The 17213-nt window shown below is 61.7% G+C and carries 12 protein-coding genes; 5 read left to right on the top strand and 7 right to left on the bottom strand.

Features of this window, described 5'->3' with window-relative positions; translation table 11 throughout:
* The first annotated feature begins 83 nt into the window (after positions 1–83).
* Positions 84–536: a universal stress protein gene (locus tag AACV02_RS09510; protein ID WP_106576939.1), complete on the top strand. Its 453-nt coding sequence runs from the start codon at positions 84–86 to the stop codon at positions 534–536.
* 184 nt (positions 537–720) lie between these two features.
* On the opposite strand, the gene AACV02_RS09505 is transcribed toward AACV02_RS09510, so the two are convergent.
* Positions 721–2643, bottom strand: a complete 1923-nt coding sequence (locus AACV02_RS09505; RefSeq protein WP_119739185.1) for an ATP-binding cassette domain-containing protein — start codon at positions 2641–2643, stop codon at positions 721–723.
* Between the two features lie 213 nt (positions 2644–2856).
* Between AACV02_RS09505 and AACV02_RS09500 the strand changes: the two genes are divergently transcribed.
* Complete coding sequence (locus AACV02_RS09500) at positions 2857–4785, top strand: transglycosylase SLT domain-containing protein (RefSeq protein WP_106576941.1); 1929 nt, start codon at positions 2857–2859, stop codon at positions 4783–4785.
* Between the two features lie 346 nt (positions 4786–5131).
* On the opposite strand, the gene AACV02_RS09495 is transcribed toward AACV02_RS09500, so the two are convergent.
* The gene (locus AACV02_RS09495) at positions 5132–6919 is read right to left on the bottom strand and encodes an ABC transporter transmembrane domain-containing protein (RefSeq protein ID WP_169368494.1); all 1788 of its coding nucleotides are present in this window, start codon (positions 6917–6919) and stop codon (positions 5132–5134) included.
* A 258-nt stretch (positions 6920–7177) separates the two neighbouring features.
* Here AACV02_RS09495 and AACV02_RS09490 point away from each other — a divergent pair, with 258 nt between their 5' ends.
* A complete protein-coding gene (locus AACV02_RS09490) occupies positions 7178–7351 on the top strand; it encodes a PA1571 family protein (RefSeq protein WP_027604248.1) in 174 nt (57 codons plus the stop codon).
* Between the two features lie 84 nt (positions 7352–7435).
* Here the strand turns inward: AACV02_RS09490 and pdxB are convergent, their stop codons facing one another.
* Positions 7436–8578 carry a 4-phosphoerythronate dehydrogenase PdxB gene (pdxB, locus tag AACV02_RS09485; protein WP_119739181.1) on the bottom strand — a complete coding sequence of 381 codons (1143 nt, stop codon included), beginning with the start codon at positions 8576–8578 and terminating at the stop codon, positions 7436–7438.
* Positions 8579–8879: 301 nt separating this feature from the next.
* Between pdxB and AACV02_RS09480 the strand changes: the two genes are divergently transcribed.
* Entirely contained in the window at positions 8880–10262 is a 1383-nt protein-coding gene (locus AACV02_RS09480; RefSeq protein ID WP_119739177.1) for an MATE family efflux transporter, read from the top strand.
* Here the strand turns inward: AACV02_RS09480 and tusA are convergent.
* Together tusA and rlmM are read right to left on the bottom strand one after the other, a co-directional pair.
* The gene (gene tusA, locus AACV02_RS09475) at positions 10259–10510 is read right to left on the bottom strand and encodes a sulfurtransferase TusA (RefSeq protein ID WP_119739175.1); all 252 of its coding nucleotides are present in this window, start codon (positions 10508–10510) and stop codon (positions 10259–10261) included. The genes AACV02_RS09480 and tusA overlap by 4 nt on opposite strands.
* Before the next feature lie 152 nt (positions 10511–10662).
* Positions 10663–11739, bottom strand: coding sequence for a 23S rRNA (cytidine(2498)-2'-O)-methyltransferase RlmM (gene rlmM, locus AACV02_RS09470; RefSeq protein WP_119739174.1), 1077 nt, complete (start codon positions 11737–11739; stop codon positions 10663–10665).
* A 196-nt stretch (positions 11740–11935) separates the two neighbouring features.
* Between rlmM and acnA the strand changes: the two genes are divergently transcribed.
* The gene (acnA, locus tag AACV02_RS09465) at positions 11936–14677 is read left to right on the top strand and encodes an aconitate hydratase AcnA (protein ID WP_119739172.1); all 2742 of its coding nucleotides are present in this window, start codon (positions 11936–11938) and stop codon (positions 14675–14677) included.
* A gap of 133 nt (positions 14678–14810) precedes the next feature.
* On the opposite strand, the gene AACV02_RS09460 is transcribed toward acnA, so the two are convergent.
* Together AACV02_RS09460 and cysK are read right to left on the bottom strand one after the other, a co-directional pair.
* Positions 14811–15749, bottom strand: coding sequence for an aspartyl/asparaginyl beta-hydroxylase domain-containing protein (locus AACV02_RS09460; RefSeq protein ID WP_106576949.1), 939 nt, complete (start codon positions 15747–15749; stop codon positions 14811–14813).
* Between the two features lie 468 nt (positions 15750–16217).
* A complete protein-coding gene (cysK, locus tag AACV02_RS09455; RefSeq protein ID WP_119739169.1) occupies positions 16218–17192 on the bottom strand; it encodes a cysteine synthase A in 975 nt (324 codons plus the stop codon).
* Positions 17193–17213 lie beyond the last annotated feature (21 nt).

The raw sequence follows: 17213 nt of genomic DNA, 5'->3' as shown, positions 1-17213 counted from the left end.
ATGAGCGGATTTGACCTGACGCAACCCCATCCGCTTGAAAGCAGCCATACTGAACTTATTGCAGTCCCCTGGAGAAACGCGCCATGCCCAACGAACACTCCTACAAACATATCCTGGTCGCTGTCGATCTGACCGAAGAGTGCGACCCAGTGATCAAGCGCGCGCAGGCTTCAGCAATCGCCAACGGCGCCAAGCTGTCACTCGTGCATATCGTCGAGCCTATGGCCATGGCGTTTGGTGGCGACGTGCCCATGGACCTTTCCCAGTTGCAGCAACAACAATTTGACCAGGCCAAAGAGCGCCTGGACCGGTTGATCCTCAAGTACCCGGAAGTAACCAAGGAAAATTCCCACCTCACCTACGGCCAGCCTCGTCAGGAAATCCACCACCTGGCCAAGGAACAGGGCTGTGACCTGATCGTGGTCGGCAGCCACGGCCGTCATGGCCTGGCGCTGCTGCTGGGCTCGACTGCCAATGACGTACTGCACGGTGCGCCGTGTGATGTGCTGGCAGTAAAACTGGTAAAAAATACGTAAGCACGGCGCTAACCAACTGTGGGAGCGGGCTTGCTCGCGAAAGCATTCTGTCAGTTGACGCATCCGGCGACTGATATACCGATTTCGCGAGCAAGCCCGCTCCCACATTTCTAATCGCACTCCATATAAAAAGCCCGGCGTTCATACAAATGGGCGCCGGGCTTTTTTAGTGCGCTTGAATCAATCAGGCATCCAGCTCGGCCCAACGCTCAACCAACACTTCCAGCTCCTGGTTCAACGTTTCCAGGGAAGCAATGACCTTGGCAGTTTCCGCCGCCGGACGCAGGTAGAAACCCGCGTCCGCCATCTCTGCTTCTACTGCGGCAATCTGCTGTTCCTTGGCGTCGATATCGCCCGGCAAGGCTTCCAGCTCACGTTGCAGCTTGTAGCTGAGCTTTTTCTTGGTCGACGGTGCAGCGTCCTGGGCCGGAGCAGCAGCGCCCGCCACTGGCGCAACGACGGCGGAGGTCAGGTCGGCCTTGCCGGACTTGCTCTCGGTCACGCCCAGCAGGCGCGGCGAGCCGCCCTGACGCAGCCAGTCCTGATAACCACCGACGTATTCACGCACTTTGCCTTCGCCTTCGAAGACCAGGGTGCTGGTGACCACGTTGTCGAGGAATGCCCGGTCGTGGCTGACCATCAGCACGGTGCCGTTGAAGGTCAGCAAGACCTCTTCCAGCAGTTCGAGGGTTTCCACGTCGAGGTCGTTGGTCGGTTCGTCGAGCACCAGCAGGTTGGCCGGCTTGCTGAACAGCTTGGCCAGCAGCAGGCGCGCACGCTCACCACCGGACAAGGCTTTCACCGGCGTACGTGCGCGTTGCGGGCTGAACAGGAAGTCGCCCAGGTAGCTCAGCACGTGGCGGCTCTGGCCGTCGATGTCGATAAAGTCGCGGCCTTCGGCGACGTTGTCGATCACGGTTTTTTCCAGGTCCAACTGATGGCGCAACTGGTCGAAGTAGGCCACGTCGATGCGCGTACCCTCTTCCACCGTGCCGCTGGTCGGTTGCAGACCATTGAGCATCAGCTTGAGCAAGGTGGTCTTGCCGGTGCCGTTGGCGCCCAGCAGGCCGATACGGTCGCCGCGCTGCAGCACCATCGAGAAGTCCTTGATCAGGAACGGGCCGTCCGGGTGATGGAAGCTGACGTTCTCCAGCACCATCACCTGCTTGCCCGACTTGTCGGCGGTATCCAGCTGGATATTGGCCTTGCCGGTGCGTTCACGGCGCTCGCTGCGCTCAACACGCAGGGCTTTCAAGGCGCGTACGCGGCCTTCGTTACGGGTGCGACGGGCCTTGATGCCCTGGCGGATCCAGACTTCTTCCTGGGCCAGCTTTTTGTCGAACAGCGCGTTGGCGGTTTCTTCAGCGGACAGTGCGGCTTCCTTGTGCACCAGGAAACTGGCGTAGTCGCCGTTCCAGTCGATCAGGCCGCCACGGTCCAGTTCGAGGATGCGCGTGGCCAGATTCTGCAGGAAGGAACGGTCGTGCGTGATGAACAGCACGGCGCCCTGGAAATCCTTGAGGGCTTCTTCCAGCCAGGCGATTGCGCCGATGTCCAAGTGGTTGGTGGGTTCGTCGAGCAGCAACAAATCCGGCTCGGACACCAGCGCCTGGGCCAGCAGCACGCGACGACGCCAGCCGCCGGACAACTCGGCGAGGGTCTTGTCGGCCGGCAGCTGCAGGCGGCTCAGGGTACTGTCGACCAGTTGCTGCAAGCGCCAGCCGTCACGGGCTTCGAGGTCTTGCTGGACGTGCATCAGCTTGTCCAGGTCCTCTTCGGTGACGCAGTTCTGCGCCAGGTGATGGTATTGCGCGAGCAACTCACCAACGCCGTCCAGGCCTTCGGCAACCACGTCGAACACTGTCCGTCCGTCGGCCACCGGCAATTCTTGCGGCAATTCGCCGATCTTCAGGCCCGGGGCACGCCAAACAGAGCCGTCATCGGGCTTCTGATCGCCTTTAACCAGCTTCATCATGCTGGACTTGCCGGTGCCGTTGCGGCCGATGATGCACACCCGCTCACCACGGGCGATCTGCCAGGACACCTTGTCCAACAACGGCATAGCGCCGAAAGCAAGGGACACATCGCTGAATTTGAGCAGGGTCATACGCTTCTCCAAAAACTGGGCGCGCATTCTACCTGACTTGAAGGTGGGATGCGGTCGGCATTTTCGCTGTCGACACGTTCTGCAGGACATTTACGATGAACTTCAGCCAGCCGGCCGGCAAAGCTTTCGCCGGTCGCTGGCAAAAGGCTAAGCTAGGGGCAATCAGTGTCGGCGGTGCCGGTGCTAGTCGTGATTTCTCTGCACGGACGTCTCATGCGCAGTCGCCTTTTCAACTTTTTATCTTGTCTGCTTCTTTCCGCCACCGCCGTTCAATCCGCCCAGGCCGTGGACCTCACCACCCAACGTCAATATTACGATGAAGCCAAACGCGCCCTCGCCAAAGGCGACAGCGGGCCGTACATGCAATACAGCCAGGCCCTGGCCGACTACCCGCTCACGCCGTACCTGGCCTATGACGAGCTGACCGCGCGCCTGAAAACCGCGAGCAACGAGGAAATCGAACAGTTCCTCGCTAAAAACGGTGACCTGCCCCAGGCCAACTGGATGAAGCTGCGCTGGTTGCGCTGGCTGGCCGACCGTGGCGACTGGCAGACGTTTGAAAAGTACTACGACGCCAAACTCAATTTCGTCGAACTGGACTGCCTGCATGGTCAGTACCAGCTCACCCATAACTTGAAAGCCGAAGGCTACAAGACCACCGAAAAACTCTGGCTGACCGGCAAATCCCAACCCGCCGCGTGTGACGCCACGTTCGGCCAGTGGGCCGCCGATGGCCAACTCACTGAACAGAAAATCTGGGACCGCGCCAAGCTCGCCGCCGAAGCACGCAACTACGCGCTGGCCAACAGCCTGGTGAAAACCCTGCCGACCCTTGGCGCCCAAGGCCGGCTGATGGTCGACGTGGCGCAAAAGCCGGACATGCTCAGCGACCCGTCACGCTTCCTGCCGGCCAACGAGGCCATGTCTGACGCCGTCGGCCTGGGCCTGCGCCGCCTGGCCCGCCAGGACCCGGACAAGGCCATGGCGCTGCTCGACGGCTACGCCAGCAGCATGCACTTCTCGCGTGACGAAAAAGTGTCGATCGCCCGCGAAATCGGCTTGACCCTGGCACGCCGCTACGACCCGCGCGCGCTGGACGTGATGACCAAATACGACCCCGAGCTGCGTGACAACACCGTCTCCGAATGGCGCCTGCGCCTGCTGCTGCGTCTGGCACGCTGGGAAGATGCCTACCAGTTGACCCGCAAACTCCCACAAGACCTGGCGACCACCAACCGCTGGCGTTACTGGCAAGCGCGCAGCCTGGAGCTGGCCGAGCCGAAAAACCCGCAGCCGCTGGTGCTGTACAAAAACCTTGCACAAGAACGGGATTTCTACGGTTTCCTTGCCGCCGACCGCTCCAAGGCGCCGTATCAGCTGAAAAACAAGCCGCTGGTGATGAGCCAGGCGCTGGTCAACAAGGTCCGTAACACGCCCGGCGTACGCCGCGCGCTGGAATTCTATGCACGTGGTCAGATAGTCGATGGCCGCCGCGAGTGGTACCACGTCAGCCGCCACTTCAACCGCGATGAAATGGTCGCCCAGGCCAAGCTGGCCTACGACATGAAGTGGTACTTCCCGGCGATCCGCACCATCAGCCAGGCCCAGTACTGGGATGACCTGGATATCCGCTTCCCGATGGCCCACCGTGACACCTTGGTGCGCGAAGCCAAGGTGCGTGGCCTGCATTCCAGCTGGGTGTTTGCCATTACCCGCCAGGAAAGTGCCTTCATGGACGACGCGCGCTCCGGCGTCGGCGCCAGCGGCCTGATGCAACTGATGCCCGGCACCGCCAAGGAAACCGCGCGCAAGTTCAGCATCCCACTGGCCTCCCCGGCCCAGGTGCTGGACCCGGACAAAAACATCCAGCTTGGCGCCGCCTACCTAAGCCAGGTGCACAGCCAGTTCAACGGTAACCGCGTGCTTGCCTCCGCCGCCTACAACGCCGGCCCAGGGCGTGTACGCCAATGGCTGCGCGGTGCTGATCACCTGAGTTTCGATGTGTGGGTGGAAAGCATCCCGTTCGACGAAACCCGCCAGTACGTGCAGAACGTGCTGTCTTATTCGGTGATCTACGGGCAAAAGCTCAACTCACCGCAGCCGTTGGTGGATTGGCATGAGCGGTATTTTGACGATCAGTAAGGTTGACTGACGAAGAGCCTGTGGTGGTTTTTTCTGGTGCGGGGCTCGGCTTGGCCAGCAGGTTTAATGTGGCCAGCAGGCTTGTTGTGGCGAGCAGGCTTGCCCTGCGCTGGAGTGCGAAGCGCTCCCCATCGCGCCTCGGCATAACCGCTCAAACGAGTAGTCAGGTTTTGGGGCTGCTACGCAGCCCAACGCGGGGCAAGCCCGCTCGCCACAACATGCCTACTTGCCACAACAAGCTTGCTCACCACAACAAGCCTACTTGCCACGACAAGCCCGCTCGCCACATCCGGCCTGCTAGCCACAACAGGCCTGCTCACCACAGGAACAGCGAAACGCAGGCCGGCTATGCCTCGCTTTTCGCGACCTCATCACCATCATTGAACTGCAACGCCGCCAACCGCGCATACAAAGGATTGCTCGCGATCAGTTGCTGATGCGTGCCCACCGCCACCAGCTTGCCCTGGTCCATCACCGCAATGCGGTCGGCGTTTTTCACCGTTGCCAATCGATGCGCAATCACCAACGTGGTGCGGCCCTGCATCAGTTGCGGCAACGCCTGCTGAATCAAATGCTCGCTCTGGGCATCCAGTGCGCTGGTGGCTTCGTCCAACAGCAGAATCGGCGCGTCCACCAACAATGCACGGGCGATGGCCAGGCGTTGGCGCTGGCCGCCGGAGAGGCCCATGCCGCCGTCGCCAAGGTGAGTCTGATAGCCCTGGGGCATTTGCAGGATGAAGTCGTGGGCATGGGCGATGCGCGCCGCAGCCTCGACCTGCGCGGTGGTGGCGGACGGGTTGCCGTAGCGGATGTTTTCTTCGACGCTGCCGAAAAACAGCGCCGGGCTTTGGGACACCAATGCGAAGTGGCGGCGCAGGTCCATCGGGTCGAGCGCGGTCAGCGCGTGGCCTTCGAGCAGAATGCGGCCGTGCTGGGGATCATAAAAACGCAGCAGCAGGTCGAAGATCGTGGATTTACCGGCGCCGGACGGCCCGACCAGTGCCAGGGTTTCGCCGGGATTAATGGTCAGGCTCAAACCATCGATGGCATAGCTGTCCGGGCGCGACGGGTAGGAAAAGCGCAGGTCTTGCAGTTCCATGCGGCCGCTGACACGCTCCGGTAACCGTACGGTGCCATCGGCTGGAGCCTGAATTTCATTGCTCGACTGCAACAACTCGCCAATCCGCTCGGCAGCACCGGCGGCGCGTTGCAGTTCGCCAAGTACTTCGCTTAACGTGCCGACCGCACTGCCGACGATCAGGCTGTAAAACACGAACGCGGCCAGCTCACCGCCGGAAATGCGCCCGCCAATCACGTCCATCCCGCCAACCCACAGCATCACGCCAACGGCGCCGAGCACCAGCATGATCACCAGCGTAATCAGCCAGGCGCGTTGCACGATCCGTTTGCGCGCGGTGGCAAAGGCCTCTTCCACGGTAACGGCAAAACGCTGCTCGTCCTGGACCTGATGGTTGTAGGCCTGCACGGTCTTGATCTGGCCGAGGGTCTCGGACACATAACTGCCGACGTCAGCGATGCGGTCCTGGCTCAGGCGCGAGAGGCTACGCACACGCCGGCCGAAAATCAGGATCGGCGCCAGCACCAGCGGCAGCGCGATTACCACGATACTGGTGAGCTTGGGGTTGGTGACAAACAGCAGCACGATGCCGCCGATGACCATCAGGGCGTTGCGCAGGAACAGCGACAGCGAGGAGCCGATCACCGATTGCAACAAGGTGGTGTCGGTGGTCAACCGCGACTGGATTTCCGAGCTGCGATTGTTTTCGTAAAAGCCGGGGTGCAGGTAGATCAAATGGTTGAACACTTGGCGGCGAATATCCGCCACCACCCGCTCGCCGATCCACGACACCAGGTAAAACCGCGCAAACGTACCCACGGCCAGGCCCAGCACCAGAATCATGAACAGGCCAATGGATTGGTTGAGCAGGTGCGGCGACTGCGTCATGAAACCCTGGTCGACCAGCAGGCGAATGCCCTGCCCCATGGACAAGGTGATGCCTGCCGTGACGATCAGCGCCAGCAAGGCACCCAGCGCCTGCCAACGGTAGGGCGCGATAAAGCGGCTGGCCAAGCGGATCGCACGGCGTTGACGGACTGAGAACATGGAGGGCATCACCTGCGCAGGGGAGATAAGTATCTACACCACAACATTGGGGGAACTTGAGTAAATAACAATGAGTCAGGTTAATTATGCCCGCCGATGCTGATCCCTAGAGGTTATCGGTCTAACCCCCAGCTGGAAATTTGTATCGCTTTCTGGTGGACTGGTTGTTCGAACCGGTGACTTTGTAAGGAGTTGTAATAGCTTGGTCACGCGGGGGGCTTAATGTAAGAAACACAGTAGGTACACAACCTGATGAGGAGACAGGCCATGACCTTGCAAAACAGCAGCGATGCCAAGATTGAAGTAATCCGCCAACCGCAGCATCTGCCTTGCTCCGTGATCGACGCTCAAGGCCGCGAAGTGCAGATTACCGAAGAGATGATCCAGCAAGCGTGCCGCGAACTGGAACAGCGCCTGGTCAAGCCTGCGCAGCAAGGCTGATACGCCCGAGCTCTTTCAAACCCGGCCCTGTGGCCGGGTTTTTTATGCCTTGCGTATGCGCACGCCCCTTACCGGCGCGTTGCGTTAAAGCAGTTCGGCGCCCAGGGCGGTGACGATCGCCGACAGCGCGGCAGAGTCGCCATTGATTCGCACCTTCAAGCCGTCAATCTCACGGCGCTGCGGATAATGCTTGCGCAGCAGGTCGAACGCCTTGCGTTGCTCGTCCACAGAACCTACGAGGCTACGGCGAAAATCCGCGTCATCACGGCGCGGGTCGTACACGCTGCGGCACAAGGTCGCCAACGCCCAGGCCGGGTCGGTCGAAGCGTTCAAGTGCACCTCGGCCAGCCAGGGCTGCGGCAGCAGATCACTTAGCTGGATGCTCGGCGCCTGGCCCAGATGGGCGCAGAACGCCTGATAAATCTGTGCAGTGCCGCGCTGCTTGCCGTCGAGGCTGTACCCGGCGATATGCGGAGTGGCCAGCACACACAGGTCAGCCAGGTCGGCGTCCACTTCCGGCTCACCCTCCCACACGTCCAGCACGGCCTGCAGGTCCTCGCGCGCCAGCAACACTTCGCGCAGGGCCGCGTTATCCACCACCGGACCACGGCTGGCGTTGATCAGCCAGGCGCCAGGCTTGAGGCGGTTGAGGCGCTCGCGGTCAAACAAATGCCAGGTGGAGACGTTGCCGGACTTGCTCAGCGGCGTGTGCAGGCTGATGACGTCGCACTGCTGGATGATCTGTTCGAGGCTGACGTAATCGCCGTCTTCAGCGATCTGGCGCGGCGGGTCGCACACCAGCACGTTCCAGCCCAGGCCCTTGAGCACCTTGACCAACCGCCCGCCGACTTCACCGGCACCCACAACGCCGTAGGTGCGCTGATTGAGGTCAGCGCCTTCGATTTCGGCCAGGGTCTGCAAGCTGCCCAGCACATAGTCCACCACGCCACGCGCATTGCAGCCCGGCGCGCTGGACCAGGTGATGCCGGCCTGCTTGAAGTAATCCAGGTCCAGATGGTCGGTGCCGATGGTGCAAGTGCCGACAAACCGTACCTGCGTGCCTTCCAGCAACGCGCGATTGACGTTGGTCACCGAGCGCACCAGCAGCACGTCGGCCTGCTCGACCGTGGCGCGGTCGATGGACCGGCCGGGCACCCGGCGAATCTCGCCAAACCCTTCGAAGAATGCATCGAGCAGCGGGATATTTTCGTCGGCAACAATCAGCATGGCAGGCTCCTTTCGCGGACCAGCAGTGTACAGGGATGCGACTTGTGTAACACCGCAGATCCCAGGTGGGCAGTGCTTATGTGGGCGCCGGGCTTGCCCGCGATAGCATCACCTCGGTACAGCTGATGGACCGAGGCGTCTGCATCGCAGGCAAGCCAGCGCCCACACAAGCCAGCACACACAGGATTAATGCGGCTGGCGCAGGAGCGCTTACAAATCGCTAACACAGGTTTTTTCCTGACCGTTGCGTCAGCGCGTAGACTTCGCCGTCCTTTGCAATACTTTTACTGGACACTCGCACGTGAACACCGCCACTACCGCCCTCTCCCGCCCCGCCCGCGTCAGCCGCGAGGTGCGCAGCCTGCTGACCCTGGCCCTGCCGATCATGATTGGCCAACTCGCGACCACCGCCATGGGCTTCGTCGACGCGGTGATGGCCGGGCGCGTGAGCCCGCGAGACCTGGCAGCGGTGGCCCTGGGCAACTCGATCTGGATTCCGGTGTACCTGCTGATGACCGGCACCTTGCTGGCCACCACGCCCAAGGTCGCCCAGCGCTTCGGCGCCGGCCACTACACCGAGATCGGCCCGCTGGTGCGTCAATCGCTGTGGCTGGCCGTGGTGGTCGGGCTCACCGCGCTGCTGATGCTGGTCAGCGCCGAGCCGATCCTGCATGCGATGAATGTCGACCCCGAGCTGATCAAACCGTGCATGGCCTACTTGCACGGCATCGCCTCCGGCATGCCGGCCATCGCCCTGTATTACGTGCTGCGCTGCTTCAGCGATGGCCTGGGCCGCACGCGCCCGAGCATGGTCATGGGCCTGTGCGGGCTGGCGCTGAATATTCCGCTGAACTACGTGTTCATTTATGGCCACTTCGGCGTGCCGGCCATGGGCGGCGTGGGTTGCGGCTGGGCCACGGCAATCGTGATGTGGGTGATGATGCTCGGCCTGGCCGCGTGGACGCGCTGGGCACCGGCCTATCAGAGCAGCGAGTTGTTCAAGCGTTTCGACTGGCCACAATGGTCGGTGATCAAGCGTGTGCTGAGCATCGGCCTGCCGATTGGCATCGCGGTGTTTGCCGAATCGAGCATCTTTGCGGTGATCGCCCTGCTGATCGGCAGCCTGGGCGCCAGCGTAGTGGCCGGGCACCAGATCGCGCTGAACTTCAGTTCGCTGGTGTTCATGATCCCTTACTCGCTGAGCATGGCCGTGACCGTGCGTGTCGGCCAGGCCCTGGGCCGCGGCGAGCCGCGTGAGGCGCGTTTCGCCGCTGGAGTCGGCATGGGCACGGCGCTGACCTATGCGTGCCTGTCGTGCAGCCTGATGCTGCTGTTTCGCGAGCAAATTGCCACGATCTACACCCCGGATCCCTCGGTGATCCACGTGGCGTCGATGCTGATCGTGTTTGCGGCGCTGTTCCAGTTTTCGGACGCGATCCAGGTCACGGCCGCCGGCGCGCTGCGGGGCTATCAGGACACACGGGTGACCATGGTGCTGACCTTGTTCGCGTATTGGGGCGTGGGGTTGCCGGTGGGTTACGCGCTGGGGCTGACCGATTGGCTGGGCGCCGCCAGTGGGCCCAGTGGCTTGTGGCAGGGACTGATCGTGGGCTTGAGCTGCGCCGCCGCGATGCTGGTGATCCGCCTGGCACGCAGCGCGCGCCGGCGGATTCGCCTGGTTTAATCGGCCTTCTTGCGAATCCAGTACAGGTACGTACCGGCCTGTTCCTGCTGATCCACCAGTTCGTGGTCCAGGAACACGCAGAACTTGGGAATATCGCGGCGGGTGGACGGGTCGGTCGCAATCACCTTGAGCAAGCCGCCGGGCGGCAAGTCGCGGATGTGCTGGTGCAGCATCATCACCGGCTCCGGGCAGTTGAGGCCGGTGGCGTCGAGCACGGCGTCTGCCGGCAATTCGAGGGGCTGGTTCATACGTCACTCCTGAAACGTGCACCGCTCAAATGTGGAAGCGGCGGTTCGACTTGCTCGCGAAGACGCGGGCACATTCAACATAAATTTCGACGGTTATACCGCTTTCGCGAGCAAGCCCGCTGCCACATTGGTCTTGTGGTTACCTCAAGGTGTCAGCGGGACTTCTGTTTCTTCGCATCCACCAGCCGACGCAAGTGGCAGGTCACTTCCTCACGGTCGTGGTACAGCTGCTTGCAGCCGATCTCAACACGAATACCACGCGCCTTGAAGCCGTCTTCGATGCGCTCCAGCAAACGCTTCACCTCGGCGTAACGCTGCTTCATCGGCAACTTCAGGTTCACCACCGCCTCACGGCAATAGCCTTCGCCAATCCAGGTTTCCAGCAGGGCCGCGTTACGCGCCGGCTTCTCGACGATATCGCACACCATCCAGTCCACCGGCTGCTTGGGCACAAAGGTAAAGCCGTCGGCCATCAGGTGCTGAACCAGGCCGGTGTCCATCAGGCTTTCGGCCATTGGGCCGTTGTCGATGGCCGTAACCAACATGCCACGGTTGACCAATTGCCAGGTCCAGCCGCCAGGGGCTGCGCCGAGGTCGACGCCGGTCATGTCGCTGTGCAGGCGCTCATCCCACTGGTCGCGGGGGATGAAGTGGTGCCAGGCCTCTTCCAGCTTCAGGGTGGAGCGGCTAGGCGCCTCACGCGGGAACTTGAGGCGCGGGATGCCCATCGGCCACATCGCCGAGTTGTTCGACTCGGCCAGGCCCATGAACACTTCGCGGCCGCTCTTGAACGTCAGCAGCAGGCGCGGCTTGTTCGGGTCGTCGACCAGCTTGCCGGCATTCAGCAAGGCTTTGCGCAGGTGCACTTCGAATTTCTTGCAGAAGTTCGACAGTTCCTTGCCGTCGTTGGTGTCGACCATCTCCAGCCACAGGCTGCCGCACACCGGGAAGCCTTGCAGGTGCGCGAGGATCACGCTGATACGGTCGGTTTCCGGCAGGTCGATGAACACCCCGCGCGCCCACTGCCTTGGGAAGATCAGCTCGGCAAAGCGCTGGCCGTGCATCAGGCGCTGGGCGCCGTCTTCTTCGGTGCAGACAAATTCGGCACACGCGCTGCCGGTCTTGGTCTTGGCATAGCCGGAAACGTTGAGGCGCGCGGCGTGTTCCGCGATCTCGGAACAGACTTCGCCTTCAAAACCCGGCCGGCAGTGCATAAAAAGGGTGTTCATCAACTCTCCTGGTGAATCAACCGGCATTGCGCTATCGCACTACCTGTCATGAAAACGCGCGCATGATAGCCGAGTTCGGAACCTTGGACTTAACGATAGAGTCCAGTTATTAGCCTGCTAATGAAAACAGGGCTAAGTTGATAGCTCTGTTCGTCCCGTCAGGTCCGTAGCCGTGCGGACCATAAGGAGTCATGTAATGTCATCCCTTGATAGCCTGAGAACCCTTAAAACCCTGCAAATCGACGACAAGACCTACCACTACTTCAGCTTGCCCGAAGCCGCCAAGAGCCTGGGTGACCTGGACAAGCTGCCGATGTCCCTCAAGGTGCTGCTGGAAAACCTGCTGCGCTGGGAAGATGACAAAACCGTCACCGGCACCGACCTCAAGGCCATCGCCGCCTGGCTCAAAGAGCGCCAGTCCGACCGCGAAATCCAATACCGCCCGGCCCGCGTGCTGATGCAAGACTTTACCGGCGTGCCCGCCGTGGTCGACCTGGCCGCCATGCGCGCCGCCGTGGCCAAGGCCGGTGGCGACCCGCAGCGCATCAACCCGCTCTCCCCCGTGGACCTGGTCATCGACCACTCGGTGATGGTCGACAAATTCGGCAGCACCAGCGCGTTCGAGCAAAACGTCGACATCGAAATGCAGCGCAACGGTGAACGCTACGCCTTCCTGCGTTGGGGCCAAAGCGCCTTTGACAACTTCAGCGTGGTGCCACCGGGCACCGGCATCTGCCACCAGGTCAATCTTGAATACCTGGGCCGCACCGTGTGGACCAAGGACGAAGACGGCCGCACCTACGCCTTCCCGGACACGCTGGTAGGCACCGACTCGCACACCACCATGATCAACGGCCTCGGCGTACTCGGCTGGGGCGTAGGCGGCATCGAAGCGGAAGCGGCGATGCTCGGCCAGCCGGTGTCGATGCTGATTCCGGAAGTGATCGGCTTCAAGCTCACCGGCAAACTCAAGGAAGGCATCACCGCCACCGACCTGGTGCTGACCGTCACCCAGATGCTGCGTAAAAAAGGCGTGGTGGGTAAGTTCGTCGAGTTCTACGGTGACGGCCTGGCCGACCTGCCGCTGGCCGACCGCGCCACCATCGCCAACATGGCGCCGGAATACGGCGCCACCTGCGGCTTTTTCCCGGTGGATGAGGTGACGCTGGACTACCTGCGCCTGTCCGGTCGCCCTGCCGAAACGGTCAAACTGGTGGAGGCCTACACCAAGGCCCAGGGCCTGTGGCGCATCGCCGGCCAGGAGCCGGTATTCACCGACACCCTGGCGCTGGACATGGGCAGCGTCGAAGCCAGCCTCGCCGGGCCGAAACGCCCGCAGGACCGTGTGTCTCTGCCGAATGTAGGCCAGGCCTTCAGCGATTTCCTCGACCTGCAATTCAAACCGACCAGCAAAGAAGAAGGCCGCCTGGAAAGCGAAGGCGGCGGCGGTGTCGCCGTGGGCAACGCCGACTTGGTGGGCGAAACCGACTATGAGTACGACGGCCACACCTATCGCCTGAAAAACGGCGCCGTGGTGATTGCCGCGATTACCTCATGCACTAACACGTCCAACCCCAGCGTGATGATGGCCGCAGGCCTGGTGGCGAAAAAAGCCGTGGAAAAAGGCCTCACCAGCAAACCCTGGGTAAAAACCTCGCTGGCGCCTGGCTCCAAAGTGGTCACCGACTATTACAAGGCGGCGGGCCTCACCCAGTACCTCGACCAGCTTGGCTTTGACCTGGTCGGCTATGGCTGCACCACCTGCATCGGCAACTCCGGTCCATTGCCCGAGCCGATCGAAAAAGCCATCCAAAAAGCCGACCTCGCCGTCGCCTCGGTGCTCTCCGGCAACCGTAACTTCGAGGGCCGCGTACACCCCCTGGTGAAAACCAACTGGCTGGCCTCGCCGCCCCTGGTGGTCGCCTACGCCTTGGCCGGTACGGTGCGCATCGACATCAGCAGCGAGCCGCTGGGCGAAGGCAAAGACGGCAAGCCGGTGTACCTGAAAGACATCTGGCCAAGCAGCAAGGAAATCGCCGACGCCGTGGCTCAAGTCAGCACCGGCATGTTCCACAAGGAATACGCCGAGGTGTTTGCCGGCGATGAGCAGTGGCAAGCGATTGAAGTGCCGCAAGCGGCGACTTACGTATGGCAGAAAGACTCTACGTATATCCAGCACCCACCGTTCTTCGACGACATCGCCGGGCCACTGCCGGTCATCGAGGACGTCAAAGGCGCCAACGTACTGGCCTTGCTGGGCGATTCGGTGACCACCGACCACATCTCCCCTGCTGGCAACATCAAGGCCGACAGCCCTGCCGGGCGCTACCTGCGCGAGCAGGGCGTGGAGCCGCGTGACTTCAACTCCTACGGCTCACGCCGGGGCAACCATGAAGTGATGATGCGCGGCACGTTTGCCAATATCCGTATCCGCAACGAAATGCTCGGCGGCGAAGAGGGCGGCAACACGCTGTACATCCCCACCGGCGAGAAAATGCCGATCTACGATGCGGCCATGAAATACCAGGCGTCGGGCACGCCGCTGGTGGTGATCGCCGGCCAGGAGTACGGCACCGGCTCAAGCCGCGACTGGGCAGCCAAGGGCACCAACCTGCTGGGAGTCAAGGCAGTGATCGCCGAGAGCTTCGAGCGCATTCACCGTTCCAACCTGGTGGGCATGGGCGTGCTGCCGTTGCAGTTCAAGCTGGATCAGAACCGCAAGGCGCTGAAACTCACCGGCAAGGAGAAGATCGACATTCTTGGGCTGACCCATGCCGAGATCGAGCCGCGGATGAACCTGACGTTGGTGATTACGCGCGAGGATGGCAGCAGCGAGAAGGTCGAAGTGCTGTGCCGGATCGACACCCTCAATGAAGTGGAATACTTCAAGGCGGGCGGGATTCTGCACTATGTGCTGCGCCAGTTGATCGCCTCTTAAGCAATACTGCAAAACCAATGTGGGAGGGGGCTTGCCCCCGATGGCGGTGGATCAGGTATAGATACTCAACCTGACACACCGCTATCGAGGGCAAGCCCCCTCCCACCTTTCAACCTGTGTTTAACCTTTCAAATCAGCTGAACAGCCACTTCCACAGCAGCACCAGCACGATAACCGCCAGCACCGGCCGCGCAATGCGGTAGGCCTTGGGATGCTTGCGCTTCCATTGCTTGACCACACCGCTGAACTTGTCGCTGAAGGTCTTGCTCCAGGCATACGCCTGGTTGATCCCGCCAACGCGTTCATCGTCCAAGTTCTGCGGCGCAGTGGCGCGACCCAGTTGCTTGCTGACCCAACGGTTGACGCGGGTCATGATGCGGTTGCTCAGCGGGCGTTCGATGTCGCAGAACAGGATCACGCGGGTCTGGTCGGTTTCGTTCTTCACCCAGTGCACGTAGGTTTCGTCGAACATCACGTCCTCACCGTCGCGCCAGGCATAGACCTGGCCGTCGACGAAGATGCGGCAATCGTCGGAGTTAGGCGTCGACAGTCCGAGGTGATAGCGCAGGGAACCGGCAAACGGGTCGCGGTGCGGGTTGAGGTGACTGCCGCCCGGCAACAGCGCGAACATCGCACCCTTGACGTTGGGGATGCTGCTGACCAGGGCCACGGTTTTCGGGCACAGCGCCTCGGCCGATGGCAGCGGTTTGTCGTACCACTTGAGGTAGAAACGCTTCCAGCCCTTCTTGAAGAACGAACCGAAACCGGCGTCGTTGTTCTTTTCGGCGGCGCGGATGTAACCCTCGTCGAACAGGTGCATGGCCTCTTCGCGGATCACTTCCCAATTGTCCTTGAGCACATCCAGTTCCGGGAACTTGCTGCGGTCCAGGTACGGTTTGGACGGCACGGCCGAGAACAGGTACATCAGGGCGTTATAGGGTGCAAACAGCGCCGAATGGTTGACGAACTGACGCAACATCGGCAAACGCGCCTTGCCACGCAGGTGCACATACAGCGTGCTGCCGATAAACAACAGCAACACCGACAGTTTGGCGGCCAAAGAAAAGGTCATGCAGCAACTCCTGGAAATAAGCGCCTGGCCAACAGCCTCCCGTCGACGGGAAACCAGACGTAGCAGCCGGCCATGATAAACACTTGGGCCATTATGCAGAAGGCCCAGGCCGACCGGCTGACATAAATCAACACCCTGGGGCCCTTTTGGCTTGCGGGCCGGTAGTGGCCTGCAAGCGTGTAATGGCCTGCAAGCTTGTAGTGGCCTGCGGGCTTGTAGTGGCCTGCAAGCTGGTCGTGGCGAGCGGGCTTGCCCCGCGTTGGAGCGCGCAGCGCTCCCACTTCAGACGTCGCGGTGTACTTGATAGACCGCGTTGTCAGGTTTTAGGGGCTGCTTCGCAGCCCAACGCGGGGCAAGCCCGCTCGCCACGGTAAGCCTGCTCGCCACAGCAAGCCCGCTCGCCACGACAAGCCCACAGGCCACATCAAGCCGCTCGCCACAACAGCCCTACTTGCTACACGGTACCGATCAGGCCTGGGTTTCCTGATCGGTGAACAAATCGCTGAACAGCATGCTCGACAGGTAGCGCTCACCGGAGTCCGGCAGGATCACCACGATGGTCTTGCCCTGCATTTCCGGTTTCTCGGCCAGGCGCACGGCCACGGCCATTGCGGCGCCACAGGAAATACCGCACAGAATCCCCTCTTCCTGCATCAGGCGCAGGGCCATGGCCTTGGATTCCTCGTCGGTGACCAGCTCCACGCGGTCAACCATCGACAGATCGAGGTTTTTCGGCACAAACCCGGCGCCGATGCCCTGGATCTTGTGCGGGCTCGGCTTGATCTCTTCACCGGCCAACGCCTGGGTGATGACCGGCGAGACAATCGGCTCTACCGCCACCGACAGAATCGGCTTGCCCGCCGTGTTCTTGATATAACGCGACACGCCGGTAATGGTGCCGCCAGTGCCTACGCCCGCGACCAGCACGTCCACGGCACCATCGGTGTCGTTCCAGATTTCCGGGCCGGTGGTTTTTTCGTGGATCGCCGGGTTAGCCGGGTTTTCGAACTGCGCCGGCATGAAGTAGGTGGCCGGGTCGCTGGCGACGATCTCGCCAGCCTTGTCGATCGCGCCTTTCATGCCTTTGGCCGGCTCGGTCAACACCAGCTCGGCGCCAAGCGCCTTGAGCACTTTACGCCGCTCGATGCTCATCGACGCCGGCATGGTCAGCAGCAGCTTATAGCCACGGGCGGCGGCCACAAACGCCAGGCCGATGCCGGTGTTGCCGGAAGTCGGTTCTACAATCGTCATGCCCGGCTTGAGTTTGCCGGTGCTTTCGGCGTCCCAGATCATGTTTGCGCCGATGCGGCACTTCACCGAATAACCTGGGTTACGCCCCTCGATCTTGGCCAGGATGGTCACGCCACGCGGTGCGATGCGGTTGATCTGCACCAGGGGCGTGTTACCGATGGAGTGCGCGTTGTCTGCAAAGATACGGCTCATGACGGGTCCTTAAGGCAATTT

The organism is Pseudomonas sp. Larv2_ips, assembly GCF_963879675.1.
Classification (GTDB): Bacteria; Pseudomonadota; Gammaproteobacteria; order Pseudomonadales; family Pseudomonadaceae; genus Aquipseudomonas.
This window is presented reverse-complemented; position numbering and strand designations above follow the sequence as displayed.